At 53.5% G+C, this 22,097-nt stretch carries 22 protein-coding genes and 1 tRNA gene; 4 read left to right on the plus strand and 19 right to left on the minus strand.

All coding sequences use genetic code 11. The annotated features are described in order from the left end of the window. Nucleotides 1-5: 5 nt before the first annotated feature. The 5 genes from FG166_RS06930 to polA all read right to left on the minus strand — a co-directional run bounded on the left by FG166_RS06930 (nt 6) and on the right by polA (nt 6,067). Entirely contained in the window at nt 6-1,367 is a 1,362-nt protein-coding gene (locus tag FG166_RS06930) for a DnaD domain protein (protein ID WP_003683699.1), read from the minus strand. Next, on the minus strand, nt 1,367-1,825 hold the full coding sequence (gene nrdR, locus FG166_RS06935; RefSeq protein WP_035431149.1) for a transcriptional regulator NrdR: 459 nt from the start codon (nt 1,823-1,825) through the stop codon (nt 1,367-1,369). Before nrdR ends, FG166_RS06930 begins: the two co-directional genes overlap by 1 nt. A 44-nt stretch (nt 1,826-1,869) precedes the next feature. Continuing rightward, nucleotides 1,870-2,490 (minus strand): dephospho-CoA kinase, encoded by a 621-nt coding sequence (coaE, locus tag FG166_RS06940; RefSeq protein ID WP_003683697.1) that lies wholly within the window; start codon nt 2,488-2,490, stop codon nt 1,870-1,872. Continuing rightward, on the minus strand, nt 2,483-3,322 hold the full coding sequence (gene mutM / locus FG166_RS06945) for a DNA-formamidopyrimidine glycosylase (protein ID WP_003683696.1): 840 nt from the start codon (nt 3,320-3,322) through the stop codon (nt 2,483-2,485). The genes coaE and mutM overlap by 8 nt, the downstream gene beginning before the upstream one ends. 84 nt (nt 3,323-3,406) lie before the next feature. After that, nucleotides 3,407-6,067, minus strand: a complete 2,661-nt coding sequence (gene polA, locus FG166_RS06950) for a DNA polymerase I (protein WP_021349091.1) — start codon at nt 6,065-6,067, stop codon at nt 3,407-3,409. 141 nt (nt 6,068-6,208) lie between these two features. Between polA and FG166_RS06955 the strand changes: the two genes are divergently transcribed. Continuing rightward, the gene (locus FG166_RS06955) at nt 6,209-6,958 is read left to right on the plus strand and encodes an alpha/beta hydrolase (protein WP_003683694.1); all 750 of its coding nucleotides are present in this window, start codon (nt 6,209-6,211) and stop codon (nt 6,956-6,958) included. Nucleotides 6,959-6,995: 37 nt separating this feature from the next. On the opposite strand, the gene FG166_RS06960 is transcribed toward FG166_RS06955, so the two are convergent. From FG166_RS06960 to FG166_RS06975, 4 genes are all read right to left on the minus strand, one after another. Next, entirely contained in the window at nt 6,996-7,706 is a 711-nt protein-coding gene (locus tag FG166_RS06960) for a Bax inhibitor-1/YccA family protein (RefSeq protein ID WP_003686195.1), read from the minus strand. Between the two features lie 95 nt (nt 7,707-7,801). Then, complete coding sequence (gene murC, locus FG166_RS06965; protein ID WP_003683692.1) at nt 7,802-9,115, minus strand: UDP-N-acetylmuramate--L-alanine ligase; 1,314 nt, start codon at nt 9,113-9,115, stop codon at nt 7,802-7,804. 28 nt (nt 9,116-9,143) lie between these two features. Continuing rightward, nucleotides 9,144-9,776 carry a YtpR family tRNA-binding protein gene (gene ytpR, locus FG166_RS06970; RefSeq protein ID WP_003686193.1) on the minus strand — a complete coding sequence of 211 codons (633 nt, stop codon included), beginning with the start codon at nt 9,774-9,776 and terminating at the stop codon, nt 9,144-9,146. 123 nt (nt 9,777-9,899) lie between these two features. Beyond that, a complete protein-coding gene (locus FG166_RS06975) occupies nt 9,900-10,217 on the minus strand; it encodes a thioredoxin family protein (RefSeq protein WP_003683690.1) in 318 nt (105 codons plus the stop codon). Nucleotides 10,218-10,392: 175 nt separating this feature from the next. Between FG166_RS06975 and FG166_RS06980 the strand changes: the two genes are divergently transcribed. Beyond that, nucleotides 10,393-10,725, plus strand: a complete 333-nt coding sequence (locus tag FG166_RS06980) for a hypothetical protein (RefSeq protein ID WP_003683689.1) — start codon at nt 10,393-10,395, stop codon at nt 10,723-10,725. Between the two features lie 90 nt (nt 10,726-10,815). Here the strand turns inward: FG166_RS06980 and trmB are convergent, their stop codons facing one another. The 3 genes from trmB to FG166_RS06995 are packed head-to-tail and all read right to left on the minus strand — an operon-like array spanning nt 10,816 to nt 13,383. Beyond that, on the minus strand, nt 10,816-11,463 hold the full coding sequence (gene trmB / locus FG166_RS06985) for a tRNA (guanosine(46)-N7)-methyltransferase TrmB (RefSeq protein ID WP_003683688.1): 648 nt from the start codon (nt 11,461-11,463) through the stop codon (nt 10,816-10,818). A gap of 17 nt (nt 11,464-11,480) precedes the next feature. Further along, the gene (locus FG166_RS06990) at nt 11,481-12,665 is read right to left on the minus strand and encodes an ABC transporter permease (protein WP_003683687.1); all 1,185 of its coding nucleotides are present in this window, start codon (nt 12,663-12,665) and stop codon (nt 11,481-11,483) included. Further along, nucleotides 12,658-13,383, minus strand: a complete 726-nt coding sequence (locus FG166_RS06995) for an ABC transporter ATP-binding protein (protein ID WP_035431145.1) — start codon at nt 13,381-13,383, stop codon at nt 12,658-12,660. Before FG166_RS06995 ends, FG166_RS06990 begins: the two co-directional genes overlap by 8 nt. A 148-nt stretch (nt 13,384-13,531) precedes the next feature. Between FG166_RS06995 and FG166_RS07000 the strand changes: the two genes are divergently transcribed. Both FG166_RS07000 and FG166_RS07005 read left to right on the plus strand, forming a co-directional pair. Then, nucleotides 13,532-13,960 (plus strand): HIT family protein, encoded by a 429-nt coding sequence (locus FG166_RS07000; RefSeq protein ID WP_003683684.1) that lies wholly within the window; start codon nt 13,532-13,534, stop codon nt 13,958-13,960. Between the two features lies 1 nt (nt 13,961). Next, nucleotides 13,962-14,195: a hypothetical protein gene (locus tag FG166_RS07005; protein WP_003683683.1), complete on the plus strand. Its 234-nt coding sequence runs from the start codon at nt 13,962-13,964 to the stop codon at nt 14,193-14,195. A gap of 78 nt (nt 14,196-14,273) precedes the next feature. Here FG166_RS07005 and FG166_RS07010 read toward each other — a convergent pair whose 3' ends face one another. From FG166_RS07010 to FG166_RS07040, 7 genes are all read right to left on the minus strand, one after another. Then, the gene (locus FG166_RS07010; RefSeq protein WP_035431141.1) at nt 14,274-15,230 is read right to left on the minus strand and encodes a peptidylprolyl isomerase; all 957 of its coding nucleotides are present in this window, start codon (nt 15,228-15,230) and stop codon (nt 14,274-14,276) included. A 91-nt stretch (nt 15,231-15,321) separates the two neighbouring features. Next, a complete protein-coding gene (locus tag FG166_RS07015; protein WP_003683678.1) occupies nt 15,322-16,278 on the minus strand; it encodes a 3'-5' exoribonuclease YhaM family protein in 957 nt (318 codons plus the stop codon). Nucleotides 16,279-16,429: 151 nt separating this feature from the next. Further along, the gene (locus tag FG166_RS07020) at nt 16,430-16,792 is read right to left on the minus strand and encodes a YlbF family regulator (RefSeq protein WP_003683677.1); all 363 of its coding nucleotides are present in this window, start codon (nt 16,790-16,792) and stop codon (nt 16,430-16,432) included. Nucleotides 16,793-16,850: 58 nt separating this feature from the next. Continuing rightward, complete coding sequence (locus FG166_RS07025) at nt 16,851-18,968, minus strand: PBP1A family penicillin-binding protein (protein WP_035431138.1); 2,118 nt, start codon at nt 18,966-18,968, stop codon at nt 16,851-16,853. Nucleotides 18,969-19,584: 616 nt separating this feature from the next. Further along, nucleotides 19,585-21,273, minus strand: a complete 1,689-nt coding sequence (gene argS / locus FG166_RS07030; protein ID WP_003683673.1) for an arginine--tRNA ligase — start codon at nt 21,271-21,273, stop codon at nt 19,585-19,587. A 285-nt stretch (nt 21,274-21,558) separates the two neighbouring features. Next, nucleotides 21,559-21,629, minus strand: a tRNA-Gly gene (locus FG166_RS07035). Between the two features lie 62 nt (nt 21,630-21,691). Continuing rightward, the gene (locus FG166_RS07040) at nt 21,692-22,051 is read right to left on the minus strand and encodes a hypothetical protein (protein ID WP_003683671.1); all 360 of its coding nucleotides are present in this window, start codon (nt 22,049-22,051) and stop codon (nt 21,692-21,694) included. Nucleotides 22,052-22,097: the final 46 nt, after the last annotated feature.

Here is a 22,097-nt window from a genome sequence, read left to right on the forward strand (position 1 = left end):
CGGGGTCATTGATTGTGGTGCGGTTTGTTTTCGCTGGCCCGGAGTTTAGCCAGGGCCTCTTTGGCCGCTTGAATTTGTTCTGGCGACGCCACTTGGGCCGGTTGTTTTGAGTCATCCTGCGCCCAAGCGGGGAGCTGTTCGACAATTGTTTTACGCCGGCCCTTTTTGGAGGTCGGCCGCTTTGGTTCGCTGGTTTTTTGCCAAAACTTTTGGATCGCCGCTACCGCATCGGCGGCCGTCCGCACGCCCTGGCGGGTCCAGTTATTGGCAATCGTGTTGACGAAGTTAGGCGCTAAATTGGCGTTCCCTTGCTCAACCACAACGTAGTAACTCAAGACGTTAATCGCCCCGTCGGTTAACGGCGTCTGGCTAACTAGCCGTTCTAAGGTCCGCCGCTCGGTCGGGGTAACAAAGCCCGAACCAGTCGCCTTCTTGAGGTTCGTTAGGTACTGGAGTGGGGCGCCCTGATCGGCTTCTAGCACGAGGGCCTTTTCCTGGGGCGTCAGTGTCCCCGTTTTGTCGGCCGGTTGGGGGGCTGGTTTAACCGGCACTGTTTCCTTTGGTGCCGCCCGGTTGGCCACCACCGCCTTAAACTGTTCGGAGTTTAGTTCGCCCGTGGTTAAATCGGTGGCCGCCAACAGTAGGGTGGCCAACTCCAGCTCCGTCAAACCGTAAACCCGCTTTTCGGCAATGATCAACTGGCGGTGCTTTGATAGTTGGTCGCTAGCTAATCCCTGGGCCTGAACCTGGTTGGCCAAGAATTGCCAGTCAACGCTTGGTTCGGGGGCCGTTACCCGTGGTTCGCTCGGCTGGCCCAACTGGTCCTTGCTTGCCGCCACGGTGTGCTGGTCCGCCGGAGACGCCAGCGGCTTGAAGACCTCAAAAAAGCCCTGGGTTAACTCGTGATAGTCATCGGTAGCCAGGTGGTAACGGTTAGCCTTGTCCACCAACTGCTGGTAGCGCCGTTCCCCCACGTGTTGTAAAAGAACGACGGCAAACAGGTCCTCGTTAATGAATTCCGCGGGGCTCTTTAAGGCCTGTAGCTGGTAGATCACTACCGGGCCCAGCTGATCGACCCGAAAGAAGGTCCGCAACAGCCCCAGGGCCTCCAGTTGGCCGCGGGCCTGGTCAATTTGATTAATCCCCACCCCTAATTGGTCCAACAGGACGGTGTGCTGGTGGCGCTCCGCTGGCATCGGGTTGGGGACCAACCGCCCGCTAAGTGCCAACAATAAGCTAAGCGCCGTGGGGCTAAGTAGTGGTTGGTAGTAATCCACCAACCACTCTTGAACTATGCCGGCGTAATCCGGACTGGCGGCGACGAGGTAGCCGGTTTGCGGTTGTAGCTTAAATGGGGTGGTACCCATCAACGCTCCTCCTTTTTCATCGATTCAATTTCCTTAAAGAAGGCATCGACGTCTTTAAACTGGCGGTAGACACTGGCGAAGCGGATGTAGGCAATTTCGTCGACCGGTTTAAGTTCGTTCATGACAAACTCACCGATGACCTGACTGGAGACCTCGTTTTCACCAAGGCGCCGGACCCGGGCTTCGACGTGATCGGCAATCTTGGTTAGCTTATCCATGCTGACCGGCCGCTTTTCCGCCGAGCGCACGAGCCCGTTTAAGATCTTTTGGCGGTTAAATTCTTCCCGGGTTCCATCCTTTTTGACCACGAGTAACGGTGTTTCCTCGTATCGTTCAAAGGTGGTAAAGCGGAAGCCACAGTTGACGCATTCGCGCCGCCGCCGGATGGACATCCCATCTTCAGCGGGGTGACTGTCGATCACGCGTGATCCATTATGATGACAGTGTGGACAAAGCATCGAAGTTCCTCCTGATTTCCTGACAAATAGTTTCGTAAACTATATTATACCACAGAGTGCAAATCGGCCCCTTCCCGCCAGCTAGCAATCAACTTAGCCACCTGACGGGCAGTCTTTTCCCTGCTCCCGTTGTTATCAATTACCACGTCGGCGTGGGCCAATTTTTCCGCTAACGGCATTTGGGTGGCGATTCGTTCCCTGGCTTCTTGGCTACCGTAGTGGTTACGGGCCATCAAACGGTGCAGTTGGGTAAGCGGGTCAACCTTGACGACCACCACCTGATCGCAATAGCGTTGGTAGCCGGCTTCCAGCAACAAGGGAACGTCTAAGACAACTAGCGGCACCCCTAGTCGTTTCAACGCGGCTAGGCTTGCTTCAAAAACTTGGCGAATCAAGGGGTGGGTAATGGCGTCAACTTGTTTCCTGGCCGCCGGGTCACTAAAGACCAGTTGCCCTAGTTTGGCCCGGTTTAGGCTCCCATCCGGCTTTAAAATTTGACGTCCGAAGGCCCGGGTCAGCGCTAGCAGGCCGGGACTGTCTTTTTGGACCACCGCCCGGGCGACTTGGTCGGCATCAAGGACCACCAGGCCGGCTTGGCGCAACTGGGCCGCCACGGTCGATTTGCCGCTGGCAATCCCGCCGGTTAAACCAATTACCTTAGTCATCTGGTTCCACCAGCGCTTGGCAGTGCGGACAAAAAGTCGTCCCCCGCTGGGCCACCTTAATTTTGACTAGCTTGGTGCCGCAGCGCGGGCAAGCGTCACCGCTGTGCCCGTAAGCCTGGAGTTCATTTTGGAATTGACCAGCGTCCCCGAAGGCGTTTTTAAAGGTGTGGACGGTCGTCCCGTGGCCCGCCGTGGCCCGGGCGATTTCTGCGATGATGTTTTCGCGCAGGCGCTTAATTTGATCGTCAGTCAGCGAATTAGCCGGTTGCTCGGGGTTAATTTGGGTTTGCCAAAGGACTTCGTCAGCGTAGATGTTTCCTAACCCGGCCACGTGGGACTGATCCAACAAGAAGGGCTTAATCTTGCTCCGGCTCTTCTTGAGGATCTGCTTGAAGTAATCAAACTGAAAGTCCTCTTCAGTTGGTTCCGGGCCGATCGTTTTCAGCCCGCCGACCGTCATTTCTTCCCCGGTTTTAACCAGGTGCATCCGCCCAAACTTACGGGTGTCGCGGTAGCACAGGTCGGTGCCGTCGGTGAAGTGAAAAATCACGTGGGTGTGCTTATCAACTTCGGCGCCGGTCGGTTGGTTAAAGTAACTCCCCTCCATCCGTAGGTGGGAGACCATCGTCAGGTCGTTGGAAAAGCGGAAGAGCAAGTACTTCCCCCGGCGGTCGATTCGTTCGATGGTTTGGCCGATCAAGGCCTGGCGAAACTCCTCGACGTCATTTTCAATCGTCTTCCCGTAATTGACGTCAATCCCCTTGATCTGACGGCCGGCCGCGATTCGCATTAACCCCCGCCGCACGGTTTCAACTTCTGGCATTTCTGGCATACTTAACTCCCCTTTTTGTTTATAATCACTCTAAATTATCAATAAAAAAGGCGGACTGGCAAGTAATTTGCCCACCGCCCTAGCTTATTTTTTCAGGTCGTACCAGGTTGCCCCGGACTTGCTTTCCACCTTCAGTGGTACGTCTAGCTTTACGGCCGAGTCCATAATGGAAGGAACCAGCTCCTCTAAGGTGGCGATTTCTTCTTCCGGCGCTTCAAAGACCAGTTCGTCATGGATCTGCAAGAGCATCCGGGCCCGTAAGCCCCGCTCCTTTAAGGCCTTTTCCATTCGGATCATGGCAATCTTGATGATGTCGGCAGCCGACCCCTGAATCGGGGTGTTCATGGCCATTCGTTCGGCAAAGGAACGCTGGGTAAAGGACTTCGCGTGAATTTCCGGCAGGTAACGGCGCCGGTGGGTCAGGGTTTCGACGTAGCCCTGCTGTTTAGCCAGTTCCACGATGTCGTGAACGTACTTTTCCACCCCCGGGAATTCCTTGAAGTAACTCTGGATGAATTCGTGGGCCTGTGGGCGGGAGACGTGGATGTTTTGGGCTAGGCCGTAATCGGAAATCCCGTACACAATCCCGAAGTTGACCGCCTTGGCCTGCCGGCGCATGTTGGGGGTCACTTCGTCTTCGCTTTGCAAGTGGAAGATCCGCTTGGCCGTGGCGGCGTGGATGTCCTTGCCCGCCAAGAAATCAGCCTGCATGTTCTTATCGCCGGTGACGTGGGCCAAAACCCGCAGTTCAACCTGCGAGTAGTCCGACGAAAAGATCTTCCACCCCGGTGCCGAGGGGGTAAAGGCCCGCCGGATTTGGCGCCCTTCTTCCAGGCGAACCGGAATGTTTTGCAGGTTCGGGTCGACTGACGAGAGACGGCCGGTCGCCGTTAGGGTCTGCAAGTAGCGGGTGTGGATCTTTTGGTCGTCTTGGTGGATCACCTTGAGTAAGCCGGTGATGTAAGTTGATTGCAGCTTGCTGATTTGCCGGTAGGCCAAGATGTCTTGGACGATCGGTGCCCGGTCGGCCAGCTTTTCTAAGACGTCGACGGCCGTCGAGTAGCCGGTCTTGGTCTTTTTGATGACCGGTAGCTTCATCTTTTCAAATAAGATTACGCCCAGCTGCTTCGGGGAGTTAATGTTAAACTCCTCGCCGGCTTCTTGGTAAATTGCCTGTTCTAGCTCCGCCTCACGTTCAACTAACTTGGAGCCCATCTCCTTTAGGGTCGCTGCGTCGACATGAATCCCGGTGATTTCCATGTGGGCCAAGACCGCGGACAAGGGGCGTTCAATGTCTTCGTAGAGCGGTAGTTGCTCGTTATCGGTCAGCTGTTGGTATAGGGGTTCTTTAAGGTCCCTAATCGCCCGGGCCTTTTTGGCTAGGTGGGTGAAAAAGACCTCGTCGTCAGCCGGAATGGCCCGCTTAGCACCCTTCCCGTAAACCTCTTCATCAGTTTGGACCTGGTGGTAATCGTGGGCGGCCGCCAGCACCCCTAAGTCATTGGCGTTTTCACTCGTGTTGAGCAGGTAAGAAGCCAAGAGCAAGTCAAAGTTGACCCCGGCCAGGTCAACCCCTAACCGGTGTAAGCCGACCAGCTGGGCCTTGGCGTTGAAGACGTCCTTTTCAACCGCTGGGTCTTCGAGTAGCTTCTTTAGCGGGGCGGTGGTTAATAGGTCGGCGTTACGGCTGACTAGCCACCGCTTGCCATCGCCAATTACAAAGCCGGCCAGTGGTGATTCGTGGTAGTTAGCGTCCGGCATTTCTAATTGAAAGCAAACGGTAGCCCCGAGTTGATCAACCAACGCCATGTTGTCTTCGTCTAACACCTGATATTCGATTGGCGCTTGGTCAACTTGTGCGCCCCCTTCTTGGGCGCCTAGCTCCTTTAAAAAGGACTTGAAGTCTAATTCTTGGTACAGGTCAATTAGGGCGGCTTCGTCCGGTCCCTGGTAGGCGATGTCTTTTAAGCCGATCGCCAGCGGAGCGTCCCGGCGGATCGTCGCTAGGTCTTGGCACTCCCGAGCAATCTTTTCTTCGTTGATCAGGTTTTCCTTGCGCTTGGACTTTTTCATCGCGGCGATGTTTTCGTACAACCCGTCCAAAGAGCCGTATTCCTGAATCAGGGAGACCGCCGTTTTTTCACCAATCTTGGTAACCCCGGGGTAGTTATCGGAGCTATCCCCCATCAGGGCCTTCACATCGATGTATTGGCGTGGGGTGACGCCCAGCTTTTCTTGCATGTATGCCGGGGTGAACTCCTCGGTTTGGGTCACCCCGCGCTTGGTAACGGCCACGGTGGTGTGGTCGGTGGCCAGCTGGGTCAAATCACGGTCCCCGGTCACAATCATCGTCTCAAAGCCGGCCTGGTCCCCTTCCTTGGCCAGGGTCCCAATGATGTCATCGGCCTCGTAATTAACTAGTTCGTAAGCGTGGAGGCCACTTGCTTCGACCAGCTTGCGTACGTAGGGCAGTTGTTCCACTAGCTCACCCGGCGTTTTATCACGGCTCCCCTTGTAATCGGCGTACTTTTCGGTCCGAAAGGTGGTCTTACCGGCGTCAAAGGCCACCAAGGCGGCGTCTGGTTGAACCTCCTTTAATATGTGATCCAGCATCAGTTTGAACCCGTAGATGGCCGCCGTGTGTAACCCCGCCTGGTTGGTAAACTTCTCCATCTGGTTGTGCATGGCGAAAAACGCCCGGAAGACGATGCTATTCCCGTCGATTAATAAAAGCTGCTTAGCCATTTTTATCCGTCCCTTCTTAGTCACTGCTCCCATTGTAGCAAACTTTGCGCCCCGCCGCTTGTCCGCCCCCTTAAATAAAGCGCTTGCCATCGCCTTTTGACCCGGGTATCGTAAGGATAAACATGAAAGTGAGTTGATACAATGGAAGTTGCAATCAAGAGTGCCGGTCTTACCTTACGGGGGCTGCTCGAGGGGAGCGACCAGGTGCCAAACGACCGGATCGCCATTTTAATGCACGGTTTTAAGGGTGACCTAGGTTACACCGAGGAGAACCTCTTAAACCAACTGGCCCACCGCTTAAACGACCAGGGCCTGGCCACGTTACGGTTTGACTTTGCCGGTTGCGGTAAGTCCGACGGTCAGTTTAGCGACATGACCGTGTTAAGCGAACTTCAAGACGGCATGAAGATCATCGACTACGCCCGCCAGGAGGTTCAGGCAAAGAAAATCATCCTGGTTGGCCACTCACAAGGCGGGGTGGTGGCTTCGATGCTCGCCGCCTACTACCGCGACGTGATTGACAAGTTAGTTCTCTTGGCCCCAGCTGCCACCCTCAAAGATGACGCCCTGATCGGGACTTGCCAAGGAACCACCTACGATCCCAACCACATTCCCGACTACGTAACGGTTGGTGGCTTCAAAGTCGGCGGCGACTACTTCAGGACCGCCCAACTGCTGCCAATTTACGAAACCGCCCAGCACTACGCCGGCCCGGTTTTGATGATCCACGGCCTGGCCGACACGGTGGTCGACCCCAAGGCCTCACAAAAGTACAACGTTATGTACCAAAACGGGGTGATCCACTTCCTGGAGGGGGCCAGCCACCAGTTACGTGGCGACGGCGACCAACGGGAAACCACCCTTCAATTAGTGGCCGATTTCTTAAACTAACAAAAAAGAACCGCGCTTTTGGCACGGTTCTTTTTTGTTAGTCGCGGTTGCTCATCCCAAAGATTTGCAAGAGCTGTAAGAATAAGTTAATGAAGTCGAGGTAAAGCTGTAAGGCCCCCATGACGGCCAAGCCGCCCATGGAAACTTCGGCCCCGTAGTTAACGTAGATGGCCTTCATCTTCTGGGCATCCCAAGCCGTTAAGACCACGAAGATGATCACGGCGATGTAGGAGAAGATGTAGGTAATCGCTGCTGAGTGCAAGAACATGTTAATTAAAGAAGCGATGATCAAGGCCACCAACGCCGCCATGGCGTGGCTACCGGCCTTACTGAGGTCGCGCTTGGTGACCGTCCCAAAGACCGCCATCGTCACGAAGATCACGGCCGACGAAACGAAGGCCGCCGCAATGTTGGCCGCCGTGTACATTGCCGAGATCAAGGAGAACTCAACCCCGTAGATGATCGACACCAACATCAACATGATAAAGGAACCGACCGGATTCCTGGTGGCGCTAAAGCTAATCCCCATCGAAAGGGCGATTGGCAAGAGCAAAATGATCCAGACCAAGCCGGCATGCCCAGCAACAAAGGTGAAGACCGCCGCTTTGAAGACGGTCATGGTCAGGTAGGCCGTAATGGCCGAGACGAAGACTGCTAAAGACATCAACCCGTACATCCGGGTCAAAAAGGTATTTAGCCCGCTGACGTTTACTTCACGCCGTTCGGGCTCACGTGAAAAGTTGTCCACGATATGACCTCCCATTAAATTTTCTGTTTTACTAACTAAAAGAGTTTTACTAACTAAAAGAATGGTAGCAAATGCCACCATTCCCTTCAACTAATTTACCCCCGCTCTTTCAAACGGGCCTTGTAATCATCCTCGTACTTTTCGATATCACCGGCCCCCATGAAGACCACCACGGCGTCGTGGTATGCCAACAGCTTGGTAATCGATGCTTGATCGATGTCCTCGCTACCCGGGATCAGGTCCTCGAGGTCCTTGGCCGAAACCGACCCGTTTTGTTCACGAATCGAGCCAAAGATCGGCGTCACAAAGACCTTGTCAGCCCGGCTTAAACTCTGGCCAAATTCCGTCAGGTAAGCGGCTAGCCGTGAGTAGGTGTGGGGTTGGAAGACCACCACTAGTTCCTTTTGCGGGAACTTTTGGCGGGCGGCGTCAATGGTCGCCTTGATTTCCGACGGGTGGTGGGCGTAATCGTCAATCACCTTCATATCGGCGATGTCTTCTTCGGCAAACCGCCGCTTCACCCCGCTGAAGTTGGCCAATTCGGCCTTGATCTTTTCCAAGTCGATCTTTTCCATGTAGGCCACGGCCACCACGGCCAACGAATTCAAGACGGAGTGTTCCCCGTACAAGTGGATGGTAAAGGTCCCCAGCTTTTGATCTTTGTAGTAAGCGTCATAAGTGGAGCCATCCGGGGTCCGGACGATGTTGGCCGCCCGGAAGTCATCATCGGGTGCCGTTCCGTAGTAGTAAACGGGCACGTCAACGTTTAAGTCACGCAGGCTCTTATCCTCACCCCAGGCAAAGAGACCCTTTTTGACTTGCCGGCCGTAGGTTTCAAAGGAATCCTTGACGTCGGCCAAGTCCTTGAAGTAGTCCGGGTGGTCGAAGTCAACGTTGGTCATGATCGCGTAGTCCGGGTGGTAAGCCAGGAAGTGGTCCCGGTATTCGTCGGCTTCAAAGACGAAGAAGCGGGCGTCCGCCACCCCGACACCGACCCCGTCACCGATCAAGTAGGAGGTCTGTTCGACGTTGGATAAAACGTGGGCTAATAACCCGGTCGTGCTGGTCTTACCGTGTGCACCGGCCACCCCAATCGAGGTGTGGTTAGCGACCACTTGTTCCACCGTTTCCGGGTAAGATTGGATCTTGAGGCCCATTTCCTTTGCCCGCACAATTTCTTCGTGGTCATCACTAAAGGCGTTCCCCTGGACCACGATCATGCCTTCCTTTAGGTTGGCCGGGTCAAAGGAGAGCACCGGGATCCCGGCGTCTGCTAGTGGTTGTTGGGTAAAGGTTTCTTTTTCGATATCCGAGCCCAAAACCTCATTCCCCAGGTCCTTTAAGAGACGGGCCAAGGCGGCCATCCCGGTCCCCTTAATTCCGACAAAGTAGTAAGTCTTTTTTTCCATGATTGCTTCCTCTCATACCGTCCGCTCGTTAAAACAGTTGGTTACCCTTCTCGAAGTCAAAGGCGTCACCCGGTTGACCAAAGTCAGCTGGTAAAATGACGCACCCCGGCTTGTCCGGGGCGTTCTTCAGGTTCAACTCGCGCCCAGCACAAATCATCCCGTCGGATTCAACGCCGACCAGTTCCCCCGGCCAAATAATCTGCCCGGATGGCATCATGGCGCCGACCTTCGCTACAATCACCTTAACGTGGTTTTCAATGTTGGGTGACCCGCAGACGATCTGCACCGTTTCGTCCCCCAGGTCCACCTTGGTGATGTGCAAGTGATCGGACTTGGGGTGGTCTTCCATTTCACTGACGTAACCAACCACAAACTTAGGGCTGAGGTCGGCCACCAACGGGGTTGCAAAGCCGGCTTCTTGAATCGCCTGGTTCAAAGTGGCCACCTGGTCTTCAGTTAGGACTACTTGCCCCCGGTGTCCTTCCAAATCCGGCAGCAGTTGGCTGGCGTTTTGGAAGTTGTAGCCCAAAAGCTGACCCTGGGCGTCCTTAATCTCGGTCACGTTTTGCTTGGTGGTAACCGTTTGCTCCCCACTGCCGTTGTTGACCATCGTCACCAATACGTCGCCCATGCCGGGACGATTGTAACTTGCAATTAGCATGTAAGACTCACATCTCCATTCATTTTTCTAAATAAACCAAACCTAAGTGTACCATATTCCCCCGCCGGCGGGCAGATAATTATAAAACCCGCCACCACTAAGGGCGACGGGATTTTCATTAGCTTATAAACTGCGTAAGAAGCTTTCCACCTGTTCCTTGGTCTTGCGGTCCTTGTTGACGAAGCGGCCAATTTCTTGCCCATCCTTGTAGGCAACGAAGGACGGGATGCCCATGATGCCCAGGTCGGCGGCTAAATCGATGTTTTCGTCCCGGTCGACCTTAATGAATTGGTAATCGGCAAAGTCGCGTTCAATTTCCGGCATCGCTGGCTTAATAAAGGCGCAGTCTGGGCACCAACCGGCCGTAAAAAAGAGCACGTGCTTACCGTCCTTGACGCGGTCATTTAACCCGGCCAGGTCCGTCTTTGGTAAAGTTTCCATTTTGAAACCTCCTACTTTCACTTACTATTTATCGGTATCATAGCATAGCCCCCGCCACCTGCCAAGTAATTGAGCCGTGGGGCAATCAATTGCACCACCGGGTCAGTATGGTACAATATAGTCGATTAATCTCAGATCAAGGCATTGCCGATCTAGCAAAGGAAGCGACCTGCTTATGGATAATTTAAATGGTTCCTTAAACCCCTGGATGATTCCGCTAACCCTCGGGGGAGCGGCGTTGGCAGGCTTTGTCACTGGCAAGATGTTTGGTGACCGTCGCCGTGGGGCTAAAACCATTCTCAAGCTCGTCACCAACGACTTTAAAAAAGAAGGCCCCCTGGCCGGCTCTTGGATTGACTACCAACCGATTCCCTTCCAACGCTTTGCTTATAAGACCACGGCTTACCGCGGTGGCTTGCGGCGCCAAGAAGACGACCAATTGGTCAACTACGAATTTTTAGCCGACGCTTACACCGGTTCAATCATTGAGTTGAAGAGGATGAATTAAGAAGAAGTGCGACCCAATCTCCTCGACAGGCCGTGAGAAGTACCTTTTCTGCAACATAAAAAAGGGTAGCTGGAAATCCAGCTGCCCTTTTTAGTTTACCGGGAAGTGCGCCTTAAGCTTGTAGATGGGTTGACCGAGGCTCGCAAAACGCTGCTCGTATTCGGTCTCCACGTTGCCCTCGTTTTCCGGGCTTTCGTGCAAGTTTAACCAGACGCCGTCAAAAATCATCCCGAAGTTGTTAAGGCTGGTTAAGGAGTACTCAAACAGCCCCTGGTTGTCAGTCTTAAACTCCAAGCCGCCCCCCGGCTTAACCACCTGTTGGTAGTTGGCCAGGAAGGTCTTGTAGGTCAGGCGCCGTTTTTCGTGGCGAGTCTTTGGCCACGGATCGGAGAAATTCAAGTACAGCCGGTCAATGCTGCCGTCTTCAAAGTAGGTGTCCAAGCCGGCCCCGTCGCCGCGGACCAGGGTCAGGTTTGGTAATTGCTCGGGAAGGGCGTTTTTAAGGGCGATCGCCGCCACCGTCGATTCGATTTCTAAGCCGATAAAGTTAATTTCAGGGTGGGCCTTGGCCATCCCGATAATGAACTGGCCCTTCCCCATCCCCACTTCTACTTGAAGCGGTTGGGGCTTGGCAAACCGTTCTTGCCAACGGCCCTTAAAGCTGGCCGGGTCCATCGTCATCATTTCGGGGTGGGCTTCCATCAGGGGTACGGCCCACTTTTTGTGCTTTACGCGCATGTTAGTTCCTCATTTCGCTAGTGAATTCGTGTTTTTAAGTAGTAACGGGTCAACAAGCACCCTTCAATTAGGGCGACGACTAGGTTGATTCCCGCTCGTTGCCAGTCCAACCTGACCCCCAAAGAGGCGACCGCCAATAAAACGGCCACCACCACCGCTACCTTGGTGGCCACCTTAACAAAGGCGGCCTGGCGCTCTTTTGGTGGGAAGGGGTAGACGTGGGTGAAGACCTTGGCTTCAAAGTGGTCGGCCAGGGGGGTCAGCTGGGTGATAATCAAATACAGGCCGATCACCAACAGGGCGGTGTTAAGCCAGGCTAGTGGGACAAAGAAGAGCACCACCATCATCAAGGCCGTCAAGCGGGCAATTAAGCCAGATAACTCGACGTTGCGCACCAGGCCCCGGGCGTACAAGAAGGTCCAGGCATTGCCCTTGGCTAACCAGTTAATCAACCCGTTGGCCCAAGCGCGGCGCTTAACCTTACCTTGCACTTGCGGTACGTCGGTGAAGAGGTTGAAGAAGCGGTAGACCGATTCCATCCGCTCCCGTTCAAAGCGGATCGCCTTGGCCCAATCGGCGTCTTCGGTGACCCGGAGGTGGGCGAAGTGGCCGATGCTCATGACGATCGTTGCTACAAAGCCCCAGGTTGGCGATACCCACCAGGTAATCACTTGGGCCACTAAGGGTTCGCCAAAGCCCGCCACGTTGAGCATGGTTAAATTGGCCACCAAGGAGAGGTGGCGCTGGGCCAAGATCAAGTGGGCAAACTTCAATAATACCATTGAGGCGATGATTTCCCCCACCTCAAAGCCGGTCAGTTTAACGGTCGCCATCGCCAACGGCAACACCACCACGGTGGCCAAAATTGTGATGGCCTCACCGCCAATCAGGCTGTAGTAACGGGCCCGCCGGAAGTAGTTGATCATCGAGCTGGTTTGCGGCAATAAAAAGACCGGGTCGGCCGGTTCAACTAGGGTCGCCAACCGGCCAACGTGAACGATCAAGCCTAACCAGAGGGTCAAAAACAGCTTTGCCCACCACTGGCCGGGGCTAACGTGGGCAATCATCTGGGCGTAGGTGTATGCCAACGCACCAAACAAAAAGAAGAGGGCGATGATGAAGTGGTCGTTGAAGACGAGCCGCCAGTACTTCATTAAGAGAACGAAGTGGCGGCGCCGCCGTTGTTCAAATAAATCACCCATGTTGCTCATCCCTTGCTAAGTTCAAGTAGACCTCATCCAGGGTCTGCCCGCCTGCCGTTAGTTCCGCGAGGGTCCCCTGGGTTTTCACCTTCCCGTCGGCCAAGAGGACGAAGCGGTCACAGTAACGCTGGGCGGTATCCAAGACGTGGGTCGACATCAAAATACCGACGCCCTGCTCTTTTTTCTCCTGGATCAGGTTCACCAAGTCGTGCACCGCGAGCGGGTCCAAACCGTAAAAGGGTTCGTCGACCACCAAGAGCTTAGCTTCGGTCATGAAGGCGGCCACGATCATCACCTTCTGGCGCATCCCCTTGGAAAAGTCCACCGGAAACCAGTCCAACTTGTTATCCAGGCGAAACATCTTTAAGAGCCGCTGCGCCCGTTGCCAAGCTGCCTGTTCATCCATTTGGTAGGCCCGGATCGTCAGGGCTAAGTGCTCCCGCAGGGTCAACTCGTCGTAAAGAATCGGTGTTTCGGGAATGTAGGCGATCTGGGCCTTGTACCCCTCGGCGTCGTCTTTTAACTGCTTGCCACCGACCTTAATCGTGCCGGAGAACGGGTGCAAGAGGCCAATCACGTGGCTGATCGTGGTTGACTTGCCGGCCCCGTTTAAACCGATCAAACCGACCAGTTGGCCCTCTTCAACTTTAAAGGAGACCTTTTTTAAGACCGGGACCCGCGAGTAGCCGCCAACCAAGTCATCAATTTCTAAAATCATGGTGTCCCTCCTCATTGCTGTCCAATGTTTGTATTATACCCTATCTTCTTGTTAACAAGTAGTGGCGCCCTTTCTTCGCCAGTGCCACCCCAGTTCGTGGTAAAATAAACTCATCATTGTAACTTGGTTTTTAAAGCGAGGTTTTAGTATGAGTGATTGCATTTTTTGTAAGATTATCGCCGGGGAAATCCCTAGCTACAAGGTTTACGAAGACGACCTGGTCTACGCCTTTTTAGACATTTCCCAAAACACGCCGGGCCACACCCTCCTGGTGCCCAAAGAACACGTCGCCAACCTCTTTGACTACGACGAACAACTAGCCCAAGACGTGTTTACCCGCCTGCCAAAGGTGGCCCGCGCCGTTCGTGATTCCAACCCGGCCATCGAGGGGATGAACGTCGTCAACAATAACGGGGCCGTCGCTTACCAGTCGGTCTTCCACTCCCACATCCACTTGATCCCACGTTACACCAAGGATGACGACTTCTCCATTCACTTCGTTGATAATTCCGGGGAATACAACGAGGAAAAGTACACCGCCATCCAACAAGCGATCATCGACCACCTGGAGGACTAACATGTTTGCTAACCAACGCGCTAAGCTGGCGACGCTAAAGAATCAGGTGCTCGCCCTCAAAACCAGCACCGCCCAGCTAGCCCAAAATACCAAGCGCCTCCAAACGGAAGTCGCCCACCTCTCCCCGGTGGTGAGTGACCTGCAAGCGGAAGTCAGCCGTTTTCAAACCAAGATCGCCCCGCACGTGGAAAAGATCCAAGCCGTGTTAAAGACGGTTCAAGAACGTCAGCAGTAACCTACCCAATAACAAAGCCCAGCCAGCTCGCTGAATGCGAACTGTGCTGGGCTTTTATTGTCACCCGTTAATCATTGATTAGTTAGATGACGATAATTCGCTAGCGCTAGAAGAACTGGAGCTAGAAGTCGTGGAAGACGTTGACGAAGAACTAGTCAAGTAGTCGTCCATGATGTTCTTTAAGTCAGAATCCTTAATCGAAACGTCACCCTTCTTTAAGACCTTGGAAACAACGTTGTGTAAGAAGGTCGAGTTGTTCATGTTTTGGGTAACGATTTGGTCCTTCAAGTCGCTGATGTGAGAAGAGTACTTACCCTTAGCCGGGTGCTTGATCATGTAAATGACGTAGTAACCGTTGTCGGTCTTAACCGGTTCGGTCGTGTATTCACCGGTCTTCAAAGCAAAGGCGGCCTTACGGTAAGCAGATGGCAAGCTAGTATCCGTATTATCAAAGGCGGATAAGACCCCACCGTTAGACTTGGTCGTCGTGTCGGTGGACTTGGACTTAGCCAGCTTCTTGAATTCCTTAAGCTTGCTTCCCGACGTGTTGTTTAAGGTGTCGATGATGCTTTGGGCCGTTTCCTTTGAACCCACCAGAATTTCGGCGGTCTGAACCTTTGGCTCGTACTTCTTCCATTGCTTCTTTAAAGCGCTGGAGGAGAAGGTGGAGTAATTGCGCACGGCGGCCTTTAAGAGCAGGTTAGAACGAATCTGTTGCTTAAAGGACTTGGCGGTCAAGCCTTCCTCAGATAAAACGGTTGAAAATGAGGAGCCGTACTCCTTTTTGTAGGCGTTGTATTCGGAGTTCACCTCGGAAGTCGAAACCTTGCTTCCGTACTGCTTTTCCAACACCTTGTCTAGGATCATTTGCTGAAGCACTTGTTTCCCATTGGAGGTTTGCTTCATGCTGGAGTAGTATTCGCTCTCCGTGATCTTTCCACCACTGGTGGTGGCGACCGCCTTGTTACCGCAGGCGGCCAACGGCAATGCTAGGGCTAACCCAGCGATGATTGCCAACATTTTCTTTGATTTCAAACTATCTCACATCCTTTGGATTTTTTCACCAATCTAATATAACACACTCAAAAAGCACGTGCTTGCTCCTTAGAAAGCTTTTAGGCTTTCTTCACGCTTTCTTCGTGTCTTGTCCGGTTGGGAGCCGGTAGAACTGCCGGCGGCCAAGGGCAAACTGGCGGGGCGAAAATTCACCCGGGGCGGTTTGCTCTAACGCCCCGTTAATTTCGGTGATCGCCGCATCGAGCTCATCTAGGCGGTGTAAGACCTCCGCTTCCATTAGCTCCGGTTCAACGGGGGACCCGTACTCACGCAGGCCGTGGTGGGCCAATATGACGTGGCGAAGCAAGACCACCTGGGGGTTGGTCGGCAATAAACCGACCTCTTGGCAACAGGCGACAATTTCGCCATCAACGATGGAAATGTGGCCCAACAAGTTCCCGGTCGTGGTGTACTGGGTCGCTACCGGGCCGGACAACTCGATTACCTTACCCATGTCGTGCAAAAGGGCGCCGGCGTACAGGAGTTCCCGGTTGATCCCCGGGTACTGGTCGCAAACGTTTTTAGCCAGGCGCAAAATCGACAGGGTGTGAAAGGCCAACCCACCGACCAGGGCGTGGTGGTTGACCTTGGCCGCCGGGAAGTTAAAGAAGGGCGCTCCGTATTTTTTAAACAAATGATTAACGATCGTCGCCCATTCAACCTGATGAATGGCCGCTAAAAAGGGCCGCAGGTCATCCTTTAGTTCCCCGTCCGTTTCCGTCACCCGGGGCACAAAGTCTTCCGGTTGGCCCTCCTCTGGGCTAGCCAGGCGCAGCTCCTGGATCCGAAACTGCAACTGGTCCTGGTAGGTTTCGACCTGGCCGGCGAGCTCCACCACCACCCCGGCCTTAAATTGGGCGACCTGGTTTTCGGTTGCGTCCCAAAGGTTACCGCTGATTTCACCGGTCCGGTCGGCAAAGCGCAGGGCTAAAAAGGGGTCCCCGGTCCGGGTCGTCTTTAACTGGGCGTCCTTAATCAGTGCCACCCCTTCGGTCGCCACCCCGCTAGTTAAGTTACCAATCTCCATCGTGATCCCTCCTTGTTAAAAGAGGCTGGGAAAATCAAAGTTTCCCCAGCCTCTTTTCAAATCTTGAATGTTACACAGCTAACGTGCTCCCAACCACAAACCTAGTGCCTAAGTACGGTTTGTCGAGAGGGTTGGTCACACTTCCCCGTAACTAGCCCTCTTGCGGGCCGAATTGCTTGTAAAGTTCTTGTAGCGGGCCAGTGATGATCTGATTTAATTGTTGGATCATTTGGTCAACTTGTTGTTCCTTGGCCATCAAGGCTTGGATGACGTCCTTGCTGGTAACGTCTTTGGCCAGGGCTTGGATTTCCTTGATTTCATCTTCGGAAATTTCTTGGCCCTGCATTTGCTTTTGTTGGGCCGCCGCTTGCTTAGCTTGGAACTTAACGAACAGGTCCGTTGCTTCCTTGTCGGCCTTTAAGTCATCAAAGGCTTCCTTTAAGCCGATGAATTCCTGCGTTTGCCGCATTTGGCGTTCCAGTTCGTTTGCCGTATCGTAAATGTTTACAACCATTTGAATGTGTCCTCCTAATTGACATTGCTTTCATTGTATCATGACCGGCCTGGTCTAGCTAGAAGAGCGAGCGGATGTTGCTCCAGGCGTTTTGGACCTGTTGGTTAACGTTATTGGCAAAGTCGGAAACCCGGTTCCACAGGTTGGAGCCAGACGAGTTCGATGATGATGCGGACTTGGCCGCCTCTTGCGCCTTGGTTTGGGCGTCTTGGACGGTGAACTTAGTCCCGGCGGTGTTAGACAAGATCCCACTCATTTCGGTCTTAAAGAGGCCGTAGATGTCGTTATTTTCGACGTCGTAAAGCTGGTTAGTCTTAGTGGTAGTGTCATAACCTTCCCAGGTCACCACCACCACGTCGGGTGTGTAGCCGATGATCCACTTATCGCGGTCGTTGTCATCATTCGTCAAACCGGAATTGGTCGTCCCGGTCTTTCCGGCGATCGTGTAACCACTCGGGGCGGCGTTCTTCCCGGTCCCGTGCTTGAAGACCCCGATCATCATCGAGGTCATCGTGTTGGCCACCTTCTTAGAGATGATCCGCTTGGTCGTCAACTTGTTCTTGCGCTTAACGACCTTGCCCGAGGCGTCCACGGTCTTGGTGATGTAGTGGGTCGTCGGCAGCTCCCCACCCGAGGCAAAGACGGCGTAGGCCCGGGCCATTTGTTGTGGCGAAACCCCGTCGGTTAAGCCCCCGAGCGCCAGCGCCAGGTTTTTATCGCTCTTCACTACCGGTAGGCCAAACTTTTGGGCCATCTTGTAGCCGGTGTCGACCCCGATCTTGTTTAAGAGCCAGACCGCCGGAGCGTTGAGACTTTCGTACAGGGCCTTATACATCGGTACCGATCCCGAGTAGGTGTTGTCGTAGTTTTTCGGGGTGTACTTGTTAGTCCCGTAGGATTGGAGCTTGTCTTGCAGGGTCGAATCGTAGAAGTAGCCGTGCAAGAGGGCCGGGGTGTAGACGGCAATCGGCTTGATCGTCGACCCCGGTTGGCGCCGCATTTGGGTGGCCCGGTTGTAGCCCCGGAAGACGTGGGTCCCACGCCCGCCGACCACGGCCGTCACGCCCCCGGTCTTAGGGTTAACGGCAATCGAAGCTGACTGAACGATCGTCCCGTCAGCCTTGGTGGACGGGAAGTTGTTGTCATTATCGTAGGTATCTTGCATCGCTTCTTGCTGCCCCTGATCGAGGGTGGTGTAAATCTTGTAGCCGTTATTCATAACCTCTTTTTCGGTCAGGCCGTAATCCTTGATCGCCTCCGAAATTACGGCGTCAAAGTAGTACGGGTACTTGTAGGTGTTGGAATTACTGTACCCATCTTCAACGGTTAACGGCACCTTCTTGTAGGCATTGGCCTGTGCCTGGGTCAGCTTATTATTTTCCACCATCAGGTCCAAGACGAGGTTGCGCCGTTCCTTAGCTAATTTCGGGTGGTCAACCGGGTCGTAAATCCCCGGCGACGTCAGCATCCCCGCCAAGGTCGCGGCTTGTGGCACCGTCAACTGGCTAGCGTTAACGTTAAAGTAACGCTTAGCGGCGTCTTGCACTCCCCAAACCCCGTGACCGAAGTAGGCGTTATTCAAGTACATGGTCAAGATATCTTTTTTGGAGTACTGATTTTCCACTTCGATCGAGATGAAGATTTCCTCGGCCTTACGCGAGAAGGTTTGCTGCTGGGTTAAAAAGGCGTTCTTGACCAGTTGCTGGGTCAAAGTTGATCCCCCACCGGAAATGTAGTCCCGGCCCAAGACCTTATTTTTGACCAGCAGGTAGGCCGCCCGGGCCAGTCCCTTAACCGAGAAACCGTGTTCGTGGTAGAAGTTGCGGTCCTCCGTCGATAAAACGGCGTTGGAAACGTTACTCGAAATCTCATTTAAGGAAACGTAGGTCCCCTTTTGTGAATACAGGCTCCCGGCGCTCTTACCGTTATGGTCGTAAACCAGGGTTGGCTGCTCCAAGCGGGCCTTTAAGTCCTTAACGTTAGACGTTTTAGCCACAAAGGTCAGGTAGGCGCTCATCACCAAAAAGAGGCTCAAGACAATTATGATCAACCAGCGGGTCAGCTGGAAACGGTGCCACTGGTGGCGAACTAGTTGCCAAACCCGGTGACCGACTTGCTTGACCCCTTCTTTCAACCGCTCCTTAAATGGTAAGCGTGGCGGTCTTTGACGTTCCATCATTTATCCTCCGAACGAAAACATGATGGGACTATTTTAACATTGCAAGCAAGCCGGCGCCAAACCTAGCCCCGATCTTAACCATTTGTCAAGGAGGAAGTGCGACCCAATCTATCAAACAGGCCGTGGGCTAAGGATAGGGTACAGGTTAGCGCGCCAGCGGTGTTCTGTGGCCAGACTTAGCCACTAGTCCTGTGATTGGGGAGCACGTTATTGGAAGTGCGACCCAATCTATCAAACAGGCCGTGGGCTAAGCTAGAGGAAGATTGGTGCGGTACGCACCGTTCTTCGCCCGTACTTAGGCACTAGACCTGTGGTCATTTTCCACGTTATCGGAAGTGCAACCCAATCTCCTCGACAAACCGTATGTAAGCTCGAATACCGAATAAGGTACACGACAAATGTTTAGATTTGCGCAATACAGTGAGTGCGACCCAACCTATCAAGCAGGCCGTCTAGCGGTCATTGCGCCAAATTTTAGATTTGTCCTGTCACCAAAACGGGAGTGACGCCCGAATGGTTTGGCAGATATCCCTCAGCAATGAAGTTGGCAACCTTTTCCCCGTATCAAAAAAGCCCCACCGCAGAGCGCGACGGGGCAACGTATTAAACTAAATTACATTTCGTCTGGTGCCTTAACGCCGAGGAGGGCTAAGGCGGACTTGAGGACGTCGGAAACGGCTTGGACGAGGGCTAAGCGGGAGAGCTTTTGGTCGTCTTCTTCCAGAATCCGGGTGTGGGCGTAGTATTGGTTGAAGGACTTAGCCAAGGACAGGGCGTACTTCCCAATCAAGGACGGGTCGTATTCGTTAGCGGCCCGGACGATCGTTTCTTGGTATTGACCAATCTTCTTGGCTACTTCCCAGGCTTCTTGACCATCGACGGTCAACGTAGCGCCTTCAAAGGATGGGCGGCCGGCCTTACGGAGGATCGATTCGGCCCGGGCGTGGGCGTATTGAACGTATGGACCGGTTTCCCCTTCGAACTTAACCACTTCTTCTAACTTAAAGTCCACCGAGTTGGTCCGTTCGTTCTTCAGGTCGTGGAAGATTACGGCGCCAACCCCCACTTCTTCGGCCACTTGGTCGGCGTTGGCCAGGGTCGGGTTCTTTTCTTCGATTTGTTGGCGGGCCAACTTGATCGAGTCGTTTAAGACGTCTTCCAATTGGATAATGTTCCCCTTCCGGGTAGACATCTTCTTCCCGTTTAAGCTCATCAAACCAAACGGAATGTGGTGAATTTGGTCTGACCAGGTGAAGCCCATTTCGGACAGGACCGCCTTTAATTGGGCAAAGTGGTTGCTTTGTTCGGCCCCCACCACGTACAGGGATTGGGCGTGGTGGTACATCCGCTTACGGAATAAAGCGGCCGCCAAGTCCCGGGTTAGGTACAGGGTGGAGCCGTCGCTCTTGCGGATCATGGCCGGGTTTAAGTCGTACTTTTCCAGGTCGATGATTTCGGCCCCACGGGATTCCTTAAGTAACTGCTTGTCTTCTAAGAGGGTTACCACTTCATCCATCTTATCGTTGTAGAAGGCTTCCCCGTTAAAGGAGTCGAAATCAATGTCCAAGAGGTTGTAGATCTTCATAAACCGTTGCAAGGACACTTCCCGGAACCACTTCCAGAGCCGCTGGGCTTCCGGATCGCCCTGTTCGAGCTTAGCAAACCATTCCCGGCCCAGGTCATCGTATTCGGGGTGTTCATCGGCTTCGGTGTTGATCTTAACGTAGTACTTTTGCAGGGTGTTGATCGGGTCCTTTTGCACCTCTGCTTCGTCCCCCCACATTTCGTAGGCGGCCATCAACTTCCCAAACTGGGTCCCCCAGTCACCAAGGTGGTTGATCCGTACCGGTACGTAGTTGACCTTAGCCAAGATGTTGGCAATGGCGTTCCCGATCACGGTTGAACGCAGGTGCCCCATCCCCATTGGCTTGGCGATGTTTGGCGAGGACAGGTCAATGGTCACGTGCCCCTGGTGACCCAGGTCGGTGCTCCCGTAGTTAGCTGGGTCCGCCAAGACGGCGGCCAAGATTTCTCCCCCGACGCTAGCCTTGTCCAAGAAGAAGTTAATGTACGGGCCGGCAACAACCACCTTTTCAAAGCCACTTTGGTCGATTTGTTCAGCCAGTTCGCTAGCAATCATTTGCGGCGCCTTGTGGAGCTCCTTGGCTAAAAAGAAGGTTGGAAAGGCGTAATCACCGTTCTTAGCATCCTTTGGGCGTTCCAACTTTGCTTCAAGATCTTCCACACTGAGGTTTGGCAGCACCTTTTGCAGTGCAGACGCAACTTGTTGACGTTCGTTCATCCTAAATTCCTCCTAAAAAGTAAAAAAGCCCCTAATAAGCCCATGCTTACTAGAGACGAGATTTCCCGCGGTACCACTCTAATTGAATGTATCATTCCACTCAAACTTCGATTTAACTGCTGGTCCCTGACACGCCTTCGTAACGGCAACGCCCCTCCTTTCACCAACGAGGGGTCGCTAATTACGTTCGCCGTTACTACTACTCCAGGGACCGGAATGCCTTTATTATACCAAGCTCCGGCAGAATAACAAGCAAAAAAAATCACCGCCGAAGCGATGATGAGAAGCGGGTAACGAGAATCGAACTCGCGACGCAACCTTGGGAAGGTTGAGTTTTACCACTGAACTATACCCGCATAATTTAATGAGTAATTAACTTACTCATTTATAATACCACATTAAATTGATTTGTCACTACTTATTTGGAACTTTTTTCGTTTTTTTCGGAACTAGCCGACTCTTTAGTCGTCTTTGTCCGCCGCCGGCGGGTGTTCTTACCCGATTTAGCAGCCTTTGCCGCCGCTTCTTCTTCTTCCTTAGCGGCCGCTTCTAAGTCCTCTTTGGTCCGTGGCACTTCCTTTAAGATCTTGGCTTCGCCCTTCCGAACCACGGCCCGGCCGTTTAATTCGTTGATCCCACTTTGATCTGCCGGATCGTATTCGGTAATGGCAATCATTACTGAGTTATCGTAAACCTTTTCGACTTCCCCGGAGAAATCGTGTTCTAAGGGACCAAACTTCTTGGCCGCTACTTTATCACCAATCTTGTAATGGGTCATGCCTTCCACCTCACTGATCAACTTTTTTCGCAATAAAGGCTATTTT

It is taken from the genome of Limosilactobacillus fermentum, from assembly GCF_013394085.1.
Taxonomy (GTDB): Bacteria; Bacillota; Bacilli; order Lactobacillales; family Lactobacillaceae; genus Limosilactobacillus; species Limosilactobacillus fermentum.